This is a genomic window from Bacillus sp. FSL K6-1338 (assembly GCF_038006965.1).
GTDB classification, from domain to species: Bacteria; Bacillota; Bacilli; order Bacillales; family Bacillaceae_G; genus Bacillus_A; species Bacillus_A thuringiensis_S.
Genome location: NZ_JBBOWI010000001.1, coordinates 4,642,445 through 4,660,900, shown reverse-complemented (window position 1 = coordinate 4,660,900; position 18,456 = coordinate 4,642,445). Strand labels below are relative to the sequence as shown.

Genomic DNA, 18,456 nt, shown 5'->3' with positions numbered 1-18,456 from the left:
CGTTCATTGTCGGTAAGTCGATATATTTCAATAATCGCTGATATAATTTTATTTACCAAGGTTACTGTAACGAGTAGCCTTTTCGTATTGTACAAATTGGATAGACTAGTTTACAATCGAGCGTATAAAAATGGAATGAAAAAGGGGGAGTAAAATGAAGCGCATTTCAATTTTAATAGCTGATGATGAGGCGGAAATTGCTGACTTAATTGAGATACATTTAGAAAAAGAAGGGTACCATGTTGTGAAAGCAGCGGATGGGGAAGAGGCGGTTCATATTATTGAAGCGCAGCCAATCGACTTGGTAGTTTTAGATATTATGATGCCGAAAATGGATGGTTATGAGGTGACGCGTCAAATTCGCGCGAAACATCATATGCCAATTATTTTTTTAAGCGCGAAAACTTCGGACTTTGATAAGGTGACAGGTCTTGTACTAGGTGCGGATGATTATATGACGAAGCCTTTCACACCGATAGAATTAGTTGCACGTGTAAATGCACAACTGCGTAGGTTTTTTACGTTAAATCAACCGAAAGTAGCGGAGAGTAAATCTGCTTTAGAAATAGGCGGAGTCGTAATTAATCCTGAGCGCAGGACGGTTGATGTGTATGGTGAGCAAATTGAATTAACGCCGAAAGAGTTCGATATTTTATATTTATTAGCGAGTCATCCGAAGAAAGTATACAATGTGGAAAATATTTTTCAGCACGTATGGGCGGATGATTATTATGAAGGTGGAAATACAGTAATGGTACATATTCGTACTTTGCGGAAGAAACTTGGAGAAGATAAAAGAAAGGATAAATTAATAAAAACAGTGTGGGGAGTAGGTTATACTTTCAATGGCTAATATGATGAAAAGTTTTCGATTTAAAATGATTGCCTTATTTGCGTTAAGTATGGTGCTTGCAGCAACTGTAACTTATATAATTTATAAAGGATTGCAGCTGTATTATAAAACAATGGTTCGCTACGAAGAGCCTTTAGCACAATTTAGGTCAATGGTAAGGGAATTTGGAGACATTAACTTCTTTTTAATTTTCTTTATTCCGTTGTCTATTATCTTTTTCTTCTTTTTGACAAAACCGTATTTAAAATACTTTGATGAAATTTCTAATGGGATTCATCATCTTGCGAACGGTAACTTTACGAATAAAGTTCAAGTTTCATCAAATGATGAGTTTGGAAATATCGCGCGTGAAATAAATGTTGCAAGTGAAAAGTTAAAAGAAGCTGTTGAAAGAGGAGATTTTGCTGAAAGTAGTAAAGATCAGCTTGTTGTAAATTTAGCTCATGATTTAAGAACGCCATTAACATCCGTGTTAGGATATTTAGATTTAATTCTTAAAGATGAAAATTTAACAAAAGAACAAATTAAACATTTCTCCACAATTGCATATACAAAATCGCAAAGACTGGAAAGTTTAATTGATGAGCTATTTGAAATTACACGTATGAATTATGGCATGCTAAAGCTGGATAAAAAGCCGATTGATATAAGTGAGTTACTTATACAGTTAGAGGAGGAATTGTATCCGTTATTAGAAAAACATCATTTAGAAGCTAGATTGAATGTGGACCCTCATTTACCGATGCACGGTGATGGAAAATTGTTAGCTAGAGTATTTGAAAACTTGTTAACAAATGCCGTTCGTTACGGATATGATGGGCAATTTATTGATATGAATGGGTATGTTGATAATAGAGAAGTTGTCGTACAAATTATGAATTATGGAGATAGCATTCCAGAAGAAGATTTACCGTATCTTTTTGATATGTTTTACACAGGTGATAAAGCGAGAACTGAGAACCGTGGCGGGACAGGCCTTGGACTATTCATTGCGAAAAATATTGTCGAGCAGCATAATGGTACGATTTCTGCTGAAAGCAATGTAGTTAGAACGATATTTGAAGTACGATTGCCAAAAGACGAGAATGTAACAATTTAATAAAAATTTAAACTTTACCCCACTTTTTATTTTAATAGTTTTTTCTATTCTATACGTAAGTTACGTTAAGGAGGAACTAGAAATGAAAAAGTGGGTATTTATTTCTTTTTTTATAGCATGCACAGTATGTGTAGGCGTTTATATATCACCTTTATTTCAAAAGGAAATCGATGTTAAAATTGTCGGGAAAGATGAGCTAGTAAAGGCGGCAAACACTGAGAGGAAAGAGATTACGAAGGAACAAATTTATAAGGGTGATTTATTATTAGTTAACAGGGATTATCCAGTAAAAAAAGATAGTATTAGGTCTGATATTATAAATATAAATCATAATAGTGAATTAGTAAGAGGCTATGTAATATTTGATAGAAATCTTCGTTTATCAAAGGATGTTGTGAAAAAGTTTTTGAACGTTGTCGATGCGGCTGGAAAAGAAAGTGTTAACCATTTTTTGATTAGTAGTGGTTATAGAGATTTCCAAGAGCAAAAACAGCTATATGAAAAAATGGGATCTGATTATGCACTTCCAGCAGGATACAGTGAACATAATTTAGGATTATCACTGGACATTGGGTCTACTCAAAAAAAAATGGAGAAAGCGCCTGAAGGAAAATGGATTGAAGAGAACGTATGGAAGCATGGCTTTGTATTACGTTATCCGAAAAATAAAAGTAACATTACTGGAATTCAATATGAGCCATGGCATATCCGTTATGTCGGCCTACCTCATAGCGCAATTATGCAAAAAAAGAATTTTACACTAGAGGAATATTTAGAGTTTTTAAAAGAGGAAAAAGAGGTTTCAACTGAAGTAGAAGGTAAGAAATATACTGTTTCTTATTATAAAGTTTCTGAGAATACGAAAGTGAACGTTCCAGCAAACAAGCAGTATGAAATTTCCGGTAACAATATGGATGGGGTTATTGTGACGGTTCAGGAATAGAGAAAAAGGCTGTGCCATTTGGGACAGCCTTTTCTTATATAAGAAAGGAATTGACGTTTTTTGTCGGTAAATCGATATTCCTTGTCGAATCGTTGATATATTTTGAGTTACGATAGATATAATTAAAAAATCGTTGATATATTGTAAGTTATGATAGATATATTCGAAAAATCGTTGATATAATTTCCTGTACTATCAACATTTTGGAGGAGCATCTTTTTATTTACTTTTAAACATTATAACGTTATATTTACTTCTCCCTTTTTTTGTGTTACGCTAAGCGTGTGAAAGAGATATAAAAAATGAAACTTAAATGTAAGCGTATTCTTATGGCTTCTTATAGAAAAGGGTGGAAATACAATGACAGAACGATTCGTACTACGTAATGTGAAACGTGTGAACGGGGAAGAGATTGACATTGTAATTGAAAATAACAAAATCGCACAGGTGACGAAAGCTGGTGCTGGCGAGGGTGGAAAGGTTCTTGATTACTCTGGTACTTACGTATCGAGTGGTTGGATTGATTTGCACGTTCATGCTTTTCCAGAGTTTGATCCGTATGGCGATGAGGTGGATGAAATTGGCGTTAAGCAAGGGGTAACGACAATTGTTGATGCGGGTAGTTGCGGTGCTGATCGCATTGTAGATTTAGTAAAAAGTAGAGAGCAGGCAAAGACAAATTTATTTGCCTTTTTAAATATTTCTCGCATCGGTTTGAAACGAATTGATGAATTATCCAATATGGAATGGATAGATAAAGAGAAAGCGATAGAAGCAGTAGAAAAGTATAAAGATGTAATCGTTGGGTTAAAGGCGAGAATGAGTAAAAGTGTCGTTTGTGATAGTGGAATTGAACCGCTGCATGTAGCGCGCGCTTTATCTCGAGAAACATCATTACCGATTATGGTACATATCGGTTCAGCGCCTCCTCGCATTGAGGAAGTTGTACCTCTTTTAGAAAAAGATGATGTCATTACACATTATTTAAACGGGAAAGAAAATAATTTATTTGATGAAGAAGGTAAACCACTACCTGTGTTACTAGATGCAGTGAATCGCGGTGTGCATTTAGATGTTGGTCACGGTAACGCTAGTTTTTCTTTTAAAGTAGCAGAAGCAGCGAAGCGTTACGGTATTGCCTTTCGTACAATTAGTACAGATATTTACCGGAAGAACCGTATACACGGTCCAGTTTACAGTATGGCTCACGTTCTTTCGAAATTCCTTTACTTAGGTTATCCGCTAGAAGAAGTGATTGATGCGGTTACGAAAAATGCAGCAGAATGGCTTAAGAAACCAGAGCTTGGCCGCATTCAAGAAGGAGATATTGCAAACTTAACTTTATTTACGGTGAAAGATGAGAAGGTTACGTTAATTGATTCAGAAGGGGATCAGCGCATTGCTGAAAGAAGAATTGATACGAAAGGGGTTGTAATCAATGGGTCATTCATTGAATGCTAAGTACGGATTAAAAAGAGTAATTAATGCGAGCGGTAGAATGAGTATTTTAGGTGTATCCGCTCCTACAGATACAGTTATGGATGCGATGAAGCATGGTGGACAAAATTATGTAGAAATTGCTGATTTAGTAGATAAAGCAGGAGACCATATTGCGAGAATTCTAGATTCAGAGGCAGCAGTTGTTGTAAATTCAGCATCAAGCGGAATTGCGCTTTCTATCGCTGGTATCGTTACGGAAGGAAATCGCCGTAAAAGTGAAAGACTTCATCAAGAAGTAATCGCGAAAAACGAAGTGATTATGTTAAAAGGTCATAACGTTCAATACGGTGCACCTGTCGAAACGATGATTTACTTAGGCGGCGGTAAACTCGTTGAAGTTGGCTATGCAAATGAAGGGAAAGCAGAGCATATTGAAGATGCAATTGGTGAAAATACAGCAGCGATTCTGTATGTGAAATCACATCATGCAGTGCAAAAAAATATGATTTCTGTTGAAGAAGCATGGGAAGTTGCGCAGCGAAATAACGTACCGCTTATCGTGGATGCAGCAGCTGAAGGAGATATTCAAAAATATGTGAAGTATTCAGATCTTGCCATTTATAGCGGTTCAAAGGCGATTGAAGGGCCTACTTCTGGTATTGTTGGCGGGAAACGAAAATACATCGAGTGGCTGAAAGTACAATTACATTGCATCGGAAGAAGTATGAAAGTTGGGAAAGAGACGACTTTCGGTTTACTTCAAGCGCTTGATGAGTACGGAGTAAAAGAAGATAAGAGCGAGCAAGAAAAAGAGCTATTACAAGTACTTATGCCGCTAAAAGAATTAAATGGTGTAAATGTAACGATCGTTCAAGATGAAGCAGGAAGAGCAATCTTTAGAGCTCGTATTCATATTAACGAGAAAGAGTTAAACAAATCAGCAAAAGAAGTTGTGACTGCATTACGCGAAGGGGAAATCGCCATTTATACACGTGATTACGGAGTAAGACAAGGATTCTTTGATATTGATCCACGTCCACTTCAAGGTGATGACATACATGTGATTGAAGAAAAATTGAGAGAAATCGTAGGGGGAAACTAAAATGACAAACATTCAAAAACGTTTTTATAAAGGCCACGTAGCATTAAATGTATTAGCAAACAATATAGAAAATGCAAAAGATATTTTTGAAGCAGCAGAAGGTTATGTAGTAGTGGGAGTGTTATCAAAAGACTACCCAACAGTAGAAGAAGCTGTTACAGCTATGAAAGCATACGGAAAAGAAATTGATGACGCTGTATCAATCGGACTAGGCGCAGGAGATAATCGCCAAGCAGCAGTTGTAGCTGAAATTGCGAAGCATTATCCTGGTAGCCATATTAACCAAGTGTTCCCTTCAGTTGGAGCAACGCGAGCAAATCTCGGCGAAAAGGATAGCTGGATTAATAGTTTAGTATCACCAACAGGAAAAGTAGGTTACGTAAATATTTCTACTGGCCCAATTAGTGCGGCTGGAGAAGAAAAAGCAATCGTTCCAATTAAAACAGCGATCGCACTTGTACGTGATATGGGCGGAAATTCATTGAAATACTTCCCGATGAAAGGGCTAGCTCACGAAGAAGAATATCGCGCAGTTGCGAAAGCTTGTGCAGAAGAAGGATTCGCATTAGAGCCAACAGGTGGAATTGATAAAGAAAACTTTGAAACAATTGTACGTATTGCGCTTGAGGCAAATGTAGAGCAAGTTATCCCGCACGTATACTCTTCTATTATTGATAAAGAAACTGGTAATACGAAAGTAGAAGATGTTCGTGAATTATTAGCAGTCGTGAAAAAGCTAGTTGATCAATATGCGTAAGAAAATTGCAGCGTTCGGCGAAGTAATGATGCGCCTGCAAGTACCTGGATATGAATTGTTGTCGCAAGCTAACACGTTAAATTACTCATTTTCAGGTACAGGTGTGAACGTTGTAGCGGCACTTTCTCACTTAGGGCATGAAGGGCTTCTTATTTCAACTTTACCGGAAAATTCGGTTGGAGATGCAGCTGTATCTTACATTCAAAAGTTAGGGATTCAAACTTCTCTTGTTTCAAGAGGTGGTAAATATGTAGGTATGTATTTTTTAGAAAATGGATTCGGTGCACGTGCAAGCCGCGTTACATATTCGAATCGATTAGAAAGTAGCTTCAATACGGCATGTGAAGAAATGTATCAATTTGAAGAAATCGCAAAGGAAATTGATATCGTTCATTTTTGCGGTATTACACTTGCGATGAATGATACTGTGCGTCATCATATGAAATCTTTAGCGAGAGCAGTTAAAGAAAACGGAGGAACCGTCGTTTTTGATTGTAATTATCGTCCCTCACTTTGGGGAGAAGACGGATATGAACAGGCAAAACCGCATTATGAAGAAATGCTAGGGCTTGCTAATATCGTTATGATGAATGAAAAAGATGCGATGTTCGTTCTTGGGATGAAAACAGAAGAGACGGAGCGTGAGGCGCAGCTGCTGGATCTCATTCCAAAGGTAGCTGAAACGTATCATATTGCTACAATCGCTGGTACTCATCGCTCTATTAACAGTGATAATACACATTCGCTTCGCGGGTTTATATGTAAAGATGGATCGTTCACTTTTGCAAAAACACTTACGTTTTCTGTATATGATAGAATAGGTGCTGGAGATGCTTATACGAGCGGAATTATTCATGGCGAGATAAAAGAGTTCGCACCAGAGAAAGCTGTTTCATTTGCGTCAGCAGCTGGAATGCTAGCACATACAATCGTCGGTGATACGCCAATGTCATCAGAGAAAGATATACTTCGGGCAATGACGGCATCAGTAGGTGATGTAGAAAGGTAGTGGGTGTAACAGTGAACGTAACGAGGAAAAAAGGACCATTATATTTACAAATAAAAAATATTATTCGTGATCGCATATTACATGGTGTATATGCGATTCATACGAATATTCCTTCAGAACCGCAATTAGAGGAAGAGTTCAAAGTTAGCAAGATTACAGTACGAAATGCCATTAAAGAACTCGCTCAAGAAGGATACTTGGAAAAAAAAAGCGGTAAAGGAACGAAAGTAATTCGTAATACTTCGGCGACAAAGTTGTCAAAGGGTAAGAAATTTACAGAAGTGTTAGTGGAAGAAGGATATAAAGTACAGAAGAAATTGCTAAAAGCAGAAGTCGTACATAATGAGGAAGGAACAGTGCCATTTAGATTATTCGGGAAAGAGAGTTTCCGTATCGAACGTTTATATACGTTAAATGATGCACCGTACATTCATTATACGCACTATTTCTCAGCAGGAATGGCAAGTACAGATTTATCGGACTTTGATTTACAATCGCTTTATGATTTAGTTGAAGACCGAGGCATACATTTAGAAAACTTCAGAGATGAATTCGCGGTTGGACTTGCGCCTAATTTCGTTGCAGAAGCGCTAGGTGAAAAAGAGGGAACAGCGTTATTAAAACGTATGCGCTATTCTTATGATGAAGTTGGCGAAGTAATTGAATATAGCGAAGGCTACTACAATACAGAAATGCAGCATTATGTAGTGAATTATGACGTATAAAAAGAGGGGATGTTCCCTCTTTTTTTATAAAGTAAAACTTTAATTAGTGGAGGAGGGCATCACCCACTAATTATTAGCCCACACCAATCGGGATAAAAGTAAGGAGAATGAGAGATGGATATATACTTATTAATCGTCACGTTACTTGCGATCACAATTGTTATTTTAGGGGTATCATGGTGGAAATGGCATGCATTTATTAGTTTAACAGTTGCGAGTTTGTTTTTAGCTATTATGTCTGGACTGAACTTAACGAAAATAGTGGCTGCCTATGAAACTGGTGTTGGTAGTGTACTAGGACATTTAGTTGGTATTTTGGCACTTGGAACTATATTAGGGAAAATGATGTCTGATTCAGGGGCAGGCATGCAAGTTGCAGATTTCTTTATTCGATTTTTCGGCGTAAAAAAATTACCTTGGGCTATGTTATTTGCAGGGTTTGTTATAGGGATTCCTGTCTTTTTTGAAGTAGGGATCGTCATTTTATTACCACTTGTTATTTCCATTCGAAAAACGACGAAGCAAAATATATTATTAATTGCGTTACCTGTTATTGCGGGATTATCTATCGTACATGGGCTAGTACCACCACATCCAGGTGCCATGACAGCAATCGGTATTTATAACGCGAACTTAGGAAAGGTACTTTTATATTCATTACTTATCGCGTTACCAACGGCTATTATAGCAGGGCCAATATTTGCAAAGTGGGTACATAAGAGGGTTATACCGGAAAATGAACCGGAGCTTGTTCGAGTTACGACAGTATCAACTGATTTGCCAAGTCGTAAAGTATCATTCTTTATTATTTTATTACCAGTTGTATTGATGATTTTATCAGTAGTTGCACCATATATTTCATTACCGGAAAAGTTAACTGAATTTTTTGTTTTTATAGGGAGTCCAGTAATCGCTTTACTTATTTCATGTTTCGCAGCATTTTATTTACTTGGAATAAGACAAGGAATTAATAAAAAGATAATTAAAAAATTAACGGATGAAAGTTTATTACCGGTCGGCTCCATTATCTTAATTATTGGTGCAGGCGGTGGATTTAAACAAATATTAATTGAAAGCGGCGTTGGAACGGCTATTGCACAAATGGCAGAACATATTTCGTTATCACCAATTGTATTAGCTTTCATGGTAGCTGGATTAATTCGAATTGCAACAGGTTCAGCGACAGTCGCACTAACGACAGCAGCAGGAATTGTTTCACCGGTTATTCAGCACATGTCTGGTGTGAATTTAGAGCTTCTCGTTATTGCAACCGGTGCAGGTTCATTAATGTTTTCTCACGTAAATGATGCAGGCTTCTGGCTTGTAAAAGAGTATTTAAGATTAACGGTGAAGGAAACATTTAAAACGTGGACGGTGCTGGAAACATTGTTGTCATTTATTGCATTCGGTTTTGCCCTTTTGTTGAATATGTTTCTTTAAAAGATACCTGAATAGGTATCTTTTTTTTGATTAAGCCCAATTGCTAAAACAAGCCCGTTTTTAGGTAAGCCAAGCTTCCTATTCGCCCTGAAAACATAATATAAATGGAATCCCCTCATTTAGAACAAGAGGAACTTGTTATGAATGATACTAAAGGAGGAATAGGGTAATGAGCGAAAAGTGTGAACACAGACATGATGATTGTAACCGCAGAAATGGTTGCGGAGGCGGTTTTGCGCTTCTAATCGTATTGTTTATTTTATTAATTATCATCGGTGCTAGCTGCTTCGGCGGAGGCGGCTCTTGTGGATACGGTGGTTACGGCGGTTATGCTGGCGGCTATGGTGGATATTGCTGCTAATTAAAAACTATTGAAAATGGCCTTGTGCAATACGCACAAGGCCATTTTATTCATATTTTTATATGCTGTGATAATTTATTAATGTACAGAGAACGGATTAAGAAGAAGAAAATGATCTCGATAATCCCGAAAAAGGTGAGTACGATACATGTCTCTTTTAGTAAGGAGAAAGAAAACATGCTTTGTAAAAACTTAACCGCAAATAACGTGTGAACACCAGCAACGATGTAAGGAACAAAAAATAAAATTCCTAATTGAATGGTTGCAGAGCGAAACATTTCTAATTCAGTTAAGCCAAGTTTTGTAATCGTAATATACTTTTGTCTTTCAGTTGTTAAGTCATTATACATACGGAAATATAAGACACTAGCCGCACCGATAAAGAAGATAAAACCAAGAAATGCCCAAATAAAGAATTGAGCAACTGCATTTCCTTTACCGTAAATGAGTTCATCCGTAGCCGTATGTATGAAGAAAGGAACTTGAGCGTTCTCTTCTGTATGCTTTTTGTAGAACTCACGTGCATCACCACTAATAACACGTAACATATTTTTGGTTGGAACTATTGCATTTTCCCAGTTTTCTACGAAGTAGTTATAGATTACGGTTGTCTCAATATGAGGAATCATATTATCAAATACATAATCTTGTACGACAGCTAAATGTGGGAATGCAAAGGATGGTTCGATTCCCTTATTAATAAACCCTTTAATATGAAATTCTTTTTTATTAGACCCGAGTGTAATCGTATTTTGCTTTGCAAATGGATTAGATACGAGATCGAGAAGTTCTGGTGAGTGCCGAGAAATAATATAAACTTCTGTAGAATCGATTGTTATTTCCGGTCTTTTCAATTGTTTAGCAATTGCGTTATAATCACTCATCTTCATAAGCATAATATCTTCTTTGGAAGCTGTATCTTTTAATACTGTAAACTTATATTTTTTGTACTGAAAATTACTAGTTGTAAGCTCCGTTTCAATTGTAGAAATATGCTTTTGTTCAAGGGAATTGTCACCTTCTGATGTATAAGTGAAGGGGACGGGATATCGCTCTAGTACTGATGCCTTCGTATTGTTATTAGCGGCGAATAACCCAATAATAATTGTAAATGCAAGTGCAGATAGCATAGAAACGATAAAGAGTACGTTAATATTACTACGGGTACGAGCAACTAAGTCCGAAATCCATAACATATTTATTTGTTTCAAATAAAACTTTCTACGCTTCTTTAAAATATAGATAAAAAGAAGAAATGTTTGTGAAAAGAATAAATATGTCCCGACTACTACGAGCGGTAAAATAGATAACATAATAAAAAAGACAGATCCATTTTGCACATTTTTTTCCGTTACGTAGCCTCGCGGATAACCAGCGATATAATAGCATAGCCCTAAACAAATTAAAGCAAATAAAGAGATGAGTATAGATGGTCTTTTTTCAGCTGGTATTTTCTTGTTCCCTTTAATAAGGTGGGCTGTTTTTCGAGTACGAATAAACATTGGTGTAAACGTAGAAACGATTAAAAATAAAATGATAAACGTTACGGTTGTCACGATAATCGCTTCTGTTGGCCAATATAAATAGAGACCTTTAGCACTTGTTAATTTCGAAGTGACTAATAAGAAAAAGTTAGAAAATACAAGGCCACCTTGAATGCCGATAAAGATAGACAATATCCCGATTATCATATTTTCAGTAAATAACAGTCTTTTTAATTGTCGCTGTGAGATACCGAGAATTGTGAGTATCCCGAATTGCTGCTTCCGTACATTTAAAAATGTTCCAATTGAATATAAGAGAAAGAAGAACGAGAACATAACAATCACAAGCTGTGCTGTACTAGCTAAGTTCATTAGAGGATCACGTTCTTGAAAGTTTTGTACACTCTGTAACCGCGGGTGATACGCGTATACAGTAAATGAAAAGAAAACCATGATAGAAAAGGCACTACTGACAAAGTAGGCGAAATATGCTTTCGAATTACGCGAGACATTTTTAAATGCGAATTGCCAAAATGTCATCCACGTCTTCCTCCTAATAACGCTAGAACATCTAATATTTCTTGATAAAATTTCTCGCGATATAATCCGCGGTGTAGTTCGTTGTAAAGCTCGCCATCTTTAATGAAAATGACGCGGTTACAATAACTTGCTGCAAACGGATCGTGCGTAACCATTAAAATCGTTGCATCTTCTTCTTTATTTAATTTCGTAAATAGCTCCATTACGTCAATTGCTGCTTTTGAATCTAAGTTCCCTGTTGGTTCATCAGCAAGTAGAAGTGAGGGATGATGGATAACAGCACGTGCTACTGCGGTACGCTGTGCTTGTCCTCCAGAAACTTCAAAAATACGTTTGTCCAAAATATGATCAATTCCAAGCTTTTTTGAAATGTTATCAAGCTTTTCATCCATTTCTTTTAATGGAACATTATCTAATGTTAAAGGTAGTACGATATTTTCACCGATTGTTAGTGTATCTAGTAGATTAAAATTTTGGAAAACAAATCCTAACTCTTGGCGGCGGAAAATGGCTAACTTCTCTCTACGAAATGTGTGCGGTTTTTTTCCATTAATAACGACATCACCAGAAGTAGGGGAATCAATTGTAGAAATAACGTTTAAAAACGTAGATTTACCGCTACCAGATGGCCCCATGATAGCAACAAATTCACCTTTATCTACGTGTAAATTTATATTTTTTAAAGCGGTATGAGGTACTTTTCCCTCATACACTTTTGAGACGTTTTTTATGTGTAATACTTCTTCCATAATAATCACCTTTCTATTCTCTAAAACTTAATGTGTTGTGATAATTTTTGCATATAGAAGGAACGAATTAAAAGGAAAAATAGAATTTCAACCGTTCCAAAAATCATAAGTACGACTGTAATCTCAGCGAAAAACGAGAGATGTAATATTTCTTGTAGCATCTTTGTCGCAAACATCGTATGGATCGATGACATAATGTAAGGCACGAAGAAAAGAATCGCAAGCTGAATTGTCGCTGAACGTTTCATTTCAGTCTCAGTTAAGCCAATTTTCGTAATCGTTATATATTTTTCTTGCTCATTTGTTAAATCTGTATACATTCGGAAGTAAAGAACACTGCCAGCACCGATAAAGAAAATAACCCCTAGGAAAGTACCAATTAAGAAGAACGAAGCGACATTTAGTTTTGTTTTATATAGAGAATCGCTCGCTTCACTTGCATGGAACGGTGGATGCTCTGCTTGAATCGCTGCATTGTCGTTATCGATTTTTGTTATAAACGCTGAACCGATATTATGTGCTTTCTCCCAATCTGTAACCTTGAAGTTATATACACTCATTTGTTTGGAAACGGTGGATAAGGCTTCTACATTTTCATCAGATAGTATGAGTACTTGGTATATTAAGCTGTTTGGGAATGGGTTATAACTTTTATATTCTTTCACTTGTAGTTGTAAATTGTTTTGAGTAAGTGTAAGAGTATTTTTCTTGTCTTTATTGTGAAGTGTTCCAATAACTTGATCATCTAAGTCTTTCATAAGGATATAAGATTCATTCTTATTCACCGTGAGTTTTTCCCAATTTAACGCCTTAGCAAGTACATTATAGTCACTTTGTTTAATTGCGTAATAGAGCTGTGTGTTATCTTCAGCTGAAGATACTTCATATATATCTGTTTTAAATTTTGTATAAGTAAAGTGCTCTTCATTAAATTTCTGCTCTAACCAGTTTAAATGTTCATCAGCTAATGTATTTTCAGTATGTGATAAATAAGTAAACGGGAAAGGGTTTTGTCTAATCGCATCAAACTTTGTAAATTTCCCGAATCCATATAAGAATGTAATCATTGTAAAAGCGAGCGTCGATAGCATCGCCACAATAAAGAGCATATTAATATTCGTACGAATGCGTGATGCTAAATCAGAAATCCAAAGCATATTAATTCGTTTCATATAAAACGTTCTTCGCATTTTTAAAATACGAATAAGTAAAAAACTAATTTGTGAAAAGAAAAAGTATGTTCCAGCTGCAATAAGCGATGGGATGACAAATATACTAGAGATGGCATATAAAAGCCCAATGATGTCACCTAGCGACATAAAATACAGCGGATTTGCGGCTAACGCATATCCACATATTAAACACATCGCACCAAATAGAGAGATGAGAACGGATGCTTTTCTTTCTTTTTGTTTTGTTCCTTCTTTTAAAAGACGTACGGCTTTTCTCGTACGAATGAGCATGGGTGTAAAAGATGATACGAGAATGAAGAGCCCAAGAAAGATGATGATAGTTAAAACGATAGCACTTGTAGGCGGATATAAATATAAACCAGGTACGTGTGTAATTTTGGCGGTAACTAATAAAAAGAACTGTGAAAAGACGACTCCAAGTTGAATGCCAAAAAATATAGAAAGAGCACCAATTAACATATTTTCTATAAATATGAGTCGTTTTAATTGTTTTTGAGATATGCCAAGTACTGTTAAAATCCCGAACTGTTTTTTTCGTACTTTTAAAAACGTACCGATTGAATACAGTAAAAAGAAAAATGAAAAGAACACAATGACAACTTCTGAAATTGTCATTAATATGTTCAGAGAATAATTCACGTCTGTCATATGCAATTTAGGATGAAATAAATAAACTGCAAATGAGAAAAAGATTGCGATGGAGAACGCACTGCTTACAAAATAGGCGAAATAAGCTCTGGCGTTCCGCGTCACGTTTTTAAATGCAAACTGCCAAAATGTCATTCACCTAGCCTCCTAATGGGGTGAAGATGAGAAGAGCATAAGAAATACTCTTTTCATCAAGTTTGTTTTAAATATTTTGTCCACTCGTGTACTGTGATAATTTTTGCATATAAAGTGAACGAATAAATAAGAAAAATACGATTTCAACGAATCCAAAAATAATAAGAACGGCTGAAACTTCTTTGAACAGAGATAAACCAATTACATCTTGTAGCATTTTTGTTGCGAACATTGTATGAATGGATGCCATAATGTACGGAATGAAAAATAAAATACTAAGTTGAATGGTTGCAGATCGTTTCATCTCTGTATCTGTTACACCGATTTTAGAAATCGTTATATATTTCTCTTGTTCGTTCGTCAAATCCGTATACATTCTAAAGTAAAGAACGCTACCAGCTCCAATGAAGAAGATAACTCCTAAAAATGTCCCGATTAAGAAGAATGCGGCACTACCAGATGTTATTTTGTATAACGATCCTGCTGATTCAAAGGATCGAATAAGAGGTCCTTCATACTGGGATTTATTTCGATCTTTTTGCACCTTTTCTATAAAATTATCAGCAATTTCATATGTCTGTTCCCAGTTTTGAATTTTGTAATTGTATGCTGATATATGTTTTACGGTGTTAGGTAAGTTATTTACGATAATATCAGGCAACACTATCGTTTGATATGAAAAGTCAGATGGGATTGCGTTTACATGCTCATAGCCTTTCACTCGTAATTTCGTATTTGTACTAGAGAGTGTAATGTAATCTCTTTTGTAGCTTTGCTCAAATTCGTTGAATATGGTGATATAAGATGTCCCTGTTAGCACATATGCTTCGTTATCATCCATAAATAGTTGTTTCATTCGTAAAGAATCTGCAAGTTTGTTATAGTCACTTTGCTTAATTGCGTATACGTCATTATAAATGGCTATATCTTTATCTTCTTTTAGTGGTGTTTCATATATATCAGCTTCTATTTTTTGATAAGGGAAATGCTCTTTTTGTAATTGTTGCTCAAGCCAATTTAAATGCTCTGTAACAAAAGGGTTCGCATCATAAGAAAAATAAGAAATTGGAAAAGGAGAAGTTCTATTAACTTCTAGCTTAATAAATTTCCCGAATCCATATAGAAACGTAATCATTGTGAAAGCGATCGTAGATAGCATCGCTACAATAAAAAGCATATTAATATTCGTTCGAATACGGCTCGCTAAATCCGAAATCCAAAGCATATTAATCCGTTTCATATAAAACTTCCTTCTTTTCTTTAAAATATAAATCAGTAAGAAACTAATTTGTGAAAAGAAGAAATATGTTCCGATTGTAACAAGCATTGGGATAACGAAAATACTTGAAACCATATATATAACACCGATTTGCGGGCTTACTGATACGAAATATTTAGGATTTCCAGCTAACGCATAACCACCAAATAAACAAATCGCACCAAATAATGAAACAAGTATGGAGGGTTTTCTTTCTTTTTGTTTTCCACCATTTGTTTTTAAAAGGTGTACCGCTTTTTTTGTACGAATAAGCATTGGTGTGAATGCAGATACAATGATAAAAAGACTAAGGAAAACAATGGTTGTTAAAATAAACGCGTTAGTAGGACCGTATAAATATATTCCTGGAACATGCGTAAGTTTGGATGTTACTAATAAGAAAAATTGAGAAAAAACAACTCCAAACTGCATGCCGAAAAAGATAGATAAAATCCCGATTAACATATTCTCCATAAAAACAAGACGATGTAATTGTTTTCTCGATATCCCTAAAATGGTCAAAACACCAAATTGTTTTTTTCTAACTTTTAAAAAAGTACCAATGGAATATAGTAAAAAGAAGAAAGAGAAAAATACAATTACTACTTCTGAAAATATCATTAATCCTGAAATTTCAGAGGTCATGCTAAAATTTTGTAATTTCGGATGAAACAAATAAACAGCAAATGAAAAGAACACAGCAATGGAAAAGGAACTACTTACAAAGTAAGCAAAATAAGCTCTTGAATTACGCGTTACATTTTTAAATGCAAATTGCCAAAATGTCATAGATTATACCTCCGGCTAGAAGATATAGAAGTAGTTGTATTGCAAAAAATGTATGAGATTGAGTTCTCATACATTTTGCTTGCATATGTTACGATCATGCTTCGGTCACCTTCTCCGTATGTTCTGCTTGATTATTTGCAGCGTTGTGGAAGATGATTTTAATCGTCGTTCCTTTACCAACTTCAGAATCTAGTTTGACAGAGTGACCTAAATAATCACAAATTTTACTTACAATATAAAGTCCCATACCAGTAGATTCTCCGAATGCGCGACCGTTTTTCCCAGTGTAAAACGGTTCAAATACTCTTCGAATATCTTCTTGCGGAATACCAACACCTTCATCACGAACTTCTAAAATAATATCTTTTCCGTTTCGATAAGCAGATAAGAAAACTTTCTTTCCGCGTTCACCAGAGTAACGAACAGCATTTGTCATTAATTGATAGATGATAAATTTTAGCCATTTTGCATCAGAAGCAACTTTTAAATCAGAATGGACTTCTAAAACAGGGAAGACACCATTACGAATGAATAGTTCTTTTAATCCGTTAATATTTTTTGTTACCGTATCTTTTAATGAAATCGTCTCGACATGGAAATCTTCATGGAAGTTATTTAACCTAGCCATGTATAAAGCCATATCAAGCCCTTGGTTTAGACGCTCTAATTCTTTTTTAAACTTTGGAATTAAATGCTCGTCTTCCATTTCTAGCACCATAAGCTGCATAACAGAAACAGGTGTCTTCATTTGATGTACCCAATGGTTAATAAATAATTGATGTTCTTGTTGTTTTACTTCATACGATTGTAGTTCTTTTTGGAAGAGGCGGTACTGCGTACGCACGAGTTCATTGACACCGTGAGGCATCGGAGCAGTCGCTCTTTCAATAAACGCATCTTCCATTTTTTCTGGTTGCTCACTTAATCTATGGTACATTCTACGATTGCGAACGTAACGATAAGCGAGGAAACAAATAAATAAGTATAAACTTAAAACAACGAAGTAAAATTTATTGTTTTGAAATCCATCTACTGCATCATAAAGAACGAAGATGATACCGAAGTTTAATACGTACAGTAGGAAAAATGCAAAATGATCACGTAAAAATAGCTTCATGCTTATTCACTCCAAGTTGCGTTAAAGCGATATCCAAGTCCACGTACTGTTTCAATAGAGTTCTCAATACCAAGCTCATTAAACTTTTTACGAAGACGCGTAATGTTTACGTTCAATGTATTTTCCTCAACGAAACTTTCATCATCCCAAAGCGCAGCTAATAAATCTTCACGGCTCGCTGTACGAGGGAATTTTGATAATAACATTTCTGCTAAAATAGCTTCTTTCTTCGTTAAAAGAACTTGTTCAGATCCAAAATGAATTTCTGGACGTTCTGGAAATAGTTTTAACCCTTCTACTTCAACGATACGTTCAGAAATATTTGGTGCATAATCACCGTAAATACGGCGTAATTGTCCTTTGATTTTCGCCATTACAACGTCGTAGTGGAACGGCTTTGTAATGTAATCATCCGCACCGCTTTCAATCGCCATAATTTGTTCCATCTCACCAGCACGCGCTGAAATGAAAATAATTGGACAAGTAGATTCATGACGAATTTGACGGCACCAGTAGAAACCATCGAATTTCGGTAAGTTTACATCAAGTAAAACAAGATGTGGTTTCACAGCGTTAAACGATTCCATAATATCATCGAAATTCTCCGCTACAACAGCCTCATAACCGTACTTCTGAATGTGAGATTGCAGTAATGATGAAATATTTGGATCGTCTTCAACGATTAAAATTTTATACATATGTATATTCCTCCTCAAAAAAAACAATTGTAGCTATAGTGTATCATGTGTTTCAAGTCTTTTCATTATGTTGAAAGATAAGCTAGTAAACAGTATAGGTTAAAAGTTAGAAAAGT

General features: G+C 35.7%; 16 protein-coding genes. 10 read left to right on the top strand and 6 right to left on the bottom strand.

Annotated elements, in window-relative coordinates:
* The first annotated feature begins 154 nt into the window (after positions 1-154).
* From NZ044_RS23960 to NZ044_RS23915, 10 genes are all read left to right on the top strand, one after another.
* Positions 155-853, top strand: a complete 699-nt coding sequence (locus tag NZ044_RS23960; protein ID WP_000822507.1) for a response regulator transcription factor — start codon at positions 155-157, stop codon at positions 851-853.
* Positions 846-1,952, top strand: coding sequence for a sensor histidine kinase (locus NZ044_RS23955; RefSeq protein WP_000002601.1), 1,107 nt, complete (start codon positions 846-848; stop codon positions 1,950-1,952). The genes NZ044_RS23960 and NZ044_RS23955 overlap by 8 nt, the downstream gene beginning before the upstream one ends.
* 82 nt (positions 1,953-2,034) lie before the next feature.
* Positions 2,035-2,895: a D-Ala-D-Ala carboxypeptidase VanY gene (locus tag NZ044_RS23950; protein WP_000759400.1), complete on the top strand. Its 861-nt coding sequence runs from the start codon at positions 2,035-2,037 to the stop codon at positions 2,893-2,895.
* 360 nt (positions 2,896-3,255) lie between these two features.
* Positions 3,256-4,356, top strand: coding sequence for an amidohydrolase/deacetylase family metallohydrolase (locus tag NZ044_RS23945; RefSeq protein WP_118961719.1), 1,101 nt, complete (start codon positions 3,256-3,258; stop codon positions 4,354-4,356).
* Complete coding sequence (locus NZ044_RS23940; RefSeq protein WP_000510111.1) at positions 4,334-5,437, top strand: DgaE family pyridoxal phosphate-dependent ammonia lyase; 1,104 nt, start codon at positions 4,334-4,336, stop codon at positions 5,435-5,437. The genes NZ044_RS23945 and NZ044_RS23940 overlap by 23 nt, the downstream gene beginning before the upstream one ends.
* Before the next feature lies 1 nt (position 5,438).
* On the top strand, positions 5,439-6,194 hold the full coding sequence (gene dagF, locus NZ044_RS23935; protein ID WP_000181897.1) for a 2-dehydro-3-deoxy-phosphogluconate aldolase: 756 nt from the start codon (positions 5,439-5,441) through the stop codon (positions 6,192-6,194).
* On the top strand, positions 6,187-7,203 hold the full coding sequence (locus NZ044_RS23930; protein WP_001227514.1) for a sugar kinase: 1,017 nt from the start codon (positions 6,187-6,189) through the stop codon (positions 7,201-7,203). The genes dagF and NZ044_RS23930 overlap by 8 nt, the downstream gene beginning before the upstream one ends.
* Positions 7,203-7,928, top strand: coding sequence for a GntR family transcriptional regulator (locus NZ044_RS23925; protein WP_000539288.1), 726 nt, complete (start codon positions 7,203-7,205; stop codon positions 7,926-7,928). Before NZ044_RS23930 ends, NZ044_RS23925 begins: the two co-directional genes overlap by 1 nt.
* Positions 7,929-8,042: 114 nt before the next feature.
* The gene (gene gntP / locus NZ044_RS23920) at positions 8,043-9,368 is read left to right on the top strand and encodes a gluconate permease GntP (protein ID WP_340950011.1); all 1,326 of its coding nucleotides are present in this window, start codon (positions 8,043-8,045) and stop codon (positions 9,366-9,368) included.
* A gap of 169 nt (positions 9,369-9,537) precedes the next feature.
* Positions 9,538-9,729 (top strand): YjcZ family sporulation protein, encoded by a 192-nt coding sequence (locus tag NZ044_RS23915; protein WP_001290406.1) that lies wholly within the window; start codon positions 9,538-9,540, stop codon positions 9,727-9,729.
* Between the two features lie 50 nt (positions 9,730-9,779).
* Here NZ044_RS23915 and NZ044_RS23910 read toward each other — a convergent pair whose 3' ends face one another.
* From NZ044_RS23910 to NZ044_RS23885, 6 genes are all read right to left on the bottom strand, one after another.
* Entirely contained in the window at positions 9,780-11,753 is a 1,974-nt protein-coding gene (locus NZ044_RS23910; RefSeq protein WP_000144936.1) for an FtsX-like permease family protein, read from the bottom strand.
* Entirely contained in the window at positions 11,750-12,502 is a 753-nt protein-coding gene (locus tag NZ044_RS23905; protein ID WP_000393250.1) for an ABC transporter ATP-binding protein, read from the bottom strand. The genes NZ044_RS23910 and NZ044_RS23905 overlap by 4 nt, the downstream gene beginning before the upstream one ends.
* 20 nt (positions 12,503-12,522) lie before the next feature.
* Entirely contained in the window at positions 12,523-14,478 is a 1,956-nt protein-coding gene (locus NZ044_RS23900; protein ID WP_000145001.1) for an FtsX-like permease family protein, read from the bottom strand.
* Positions 14,479-14,545: 67 nt separating this feature from the next.
* Entirely contained in the window at positions 14,546-16,525 is a 1,980-nt protein-coding gene (locus NZ044_RS23895) for an ABC transporter permease (RefSeq protein ID WP_000145077.1), read from the bottom strand.
* Between the two features lie 94 nt (positions 16,526-16,619).
* Entirely contained in the window at positions 16,620-17,642 is a 1,023-nt protein-coding gene (locus NZ044_RS23890) for a sensor histidine kinase (protein WP_000765341.1), read from the bottom strand.
* A 2-nt stretch (positions 17,643-17,644) separates the two neighbouring features.
* Positions 17,645-18,340, bottom strand: a complete 696-nt coding sequence (locus NZ044_RS23885; RefSeq protein WP_000276738.1) for a response regulator transcription factor — start codon at positions 18,338-18,340, stop codon at positions 17,645-17,647.
* Positions 18,341-18,456: the final 116 nt, after the last annotated feature.

Bases quoted from the DNA above. Each gene is read 5' to 3' on its own strand.
- NZ044_RS23890 (WP_000765341.1), bottom strand. From the start codon at position 17,642: ATGAAGCTATTTTTACGTGATCATTTTGCATTTTTCCTACTGTACGTA.
- NZ044_RS23895 (WP_000145077.1), bottom strand. From the start codon at position 16,525: ATGACATTTTGGCAATTTGCATTTAAAAATGTAACGCGTAATTCAAGA.
- NZ044_RS23885 (WP_000276738.1), bottom strand. From the start codon at position 18,340: ATGTATAAAATTTTAATCGTTGAAGACGATCCAAATATTTCATCATTA.
- NZ044_RS23900 (WP_000145001.1), bottom strand. From the start codon at position 14,478: ATGACATTTTGGCAGTTTGCATTTAAAAACGTGACGCGGAACGCCAGA.
- NZ044_RS23950 (WP_000759400.1), top strand. From the start codon at position 2,035: ATGAAAAAGTGGGTATTTATTTCTTTTTTTATAGCATGCACAGTATGT.
- NZ044_RS23905 (WP_000393250.1), bottom strand. From the start codon at position 12,502: ATGGAAGAAGTATTACACATAAAAAACGTCTCAAAAGTGTATGAGGGA.
- gntP (WP_340950011.1), top strand. From the start codon at position 8,043: ATGGATATATACTTATTAATCGTCACGTTACTTGCGATCACAATTGTT.
- NZ044_RS23945 (WP_118961719.1), top strand. From the start codon at position 3,256: ATGACAGAACGATTCGTACTACGTAATGTGAAACGTGTGAACGGGGAA.
- NZ044_RS23955 (WP_000002601.1), top strand. From the start codon at position 846: ATGGCTAATATGATGAAAAGTTTTCGATTTAAAATGATTGCCTTATTT.
- NZ044_RS23960 (WP_000822507.1), top strand. From the start codon at position 155: ATGAAGCGCATTTCAATTTTAATAGCTGATGATGAGGCGGAAATTGCT.
- NZ044_RS23915 (WP_001290406.1), top strand. From the start codon at position 9,538: ATGAGCGAAAAGTGTGAACACAGACATGATGATTGTAACCGCAGAAAT.
- NZ044_RS23910 (WP_000144936.1), bottom strand. From the start codon at position 11,753: ATGACATTTTGGCAATTCGCATTTAAAAATGTCTCGCGTAATTCGAAA.
- NZ044_RS23930 (WP_001227514.1), top strand. From the start codon at position 6,187: ATGCGTAAGAAAATTGCAGCGTTCGGCGAAGTAATGATGCGCCTGCAA.
- dagF (WP_000181897.1), top strand. From the start codon at position 5,439: ATGACAAACATTCAAAAACGTTTTTATAAAGGCCACGTAGCATTAAAT.
- NZ044_RS23940 (WP_000510111.1), top strand. From the start codon at position 4,334: ATGGGTCATTCATTGAATGCTAAGTACGGATTAAAAAGAGTAATTAAT.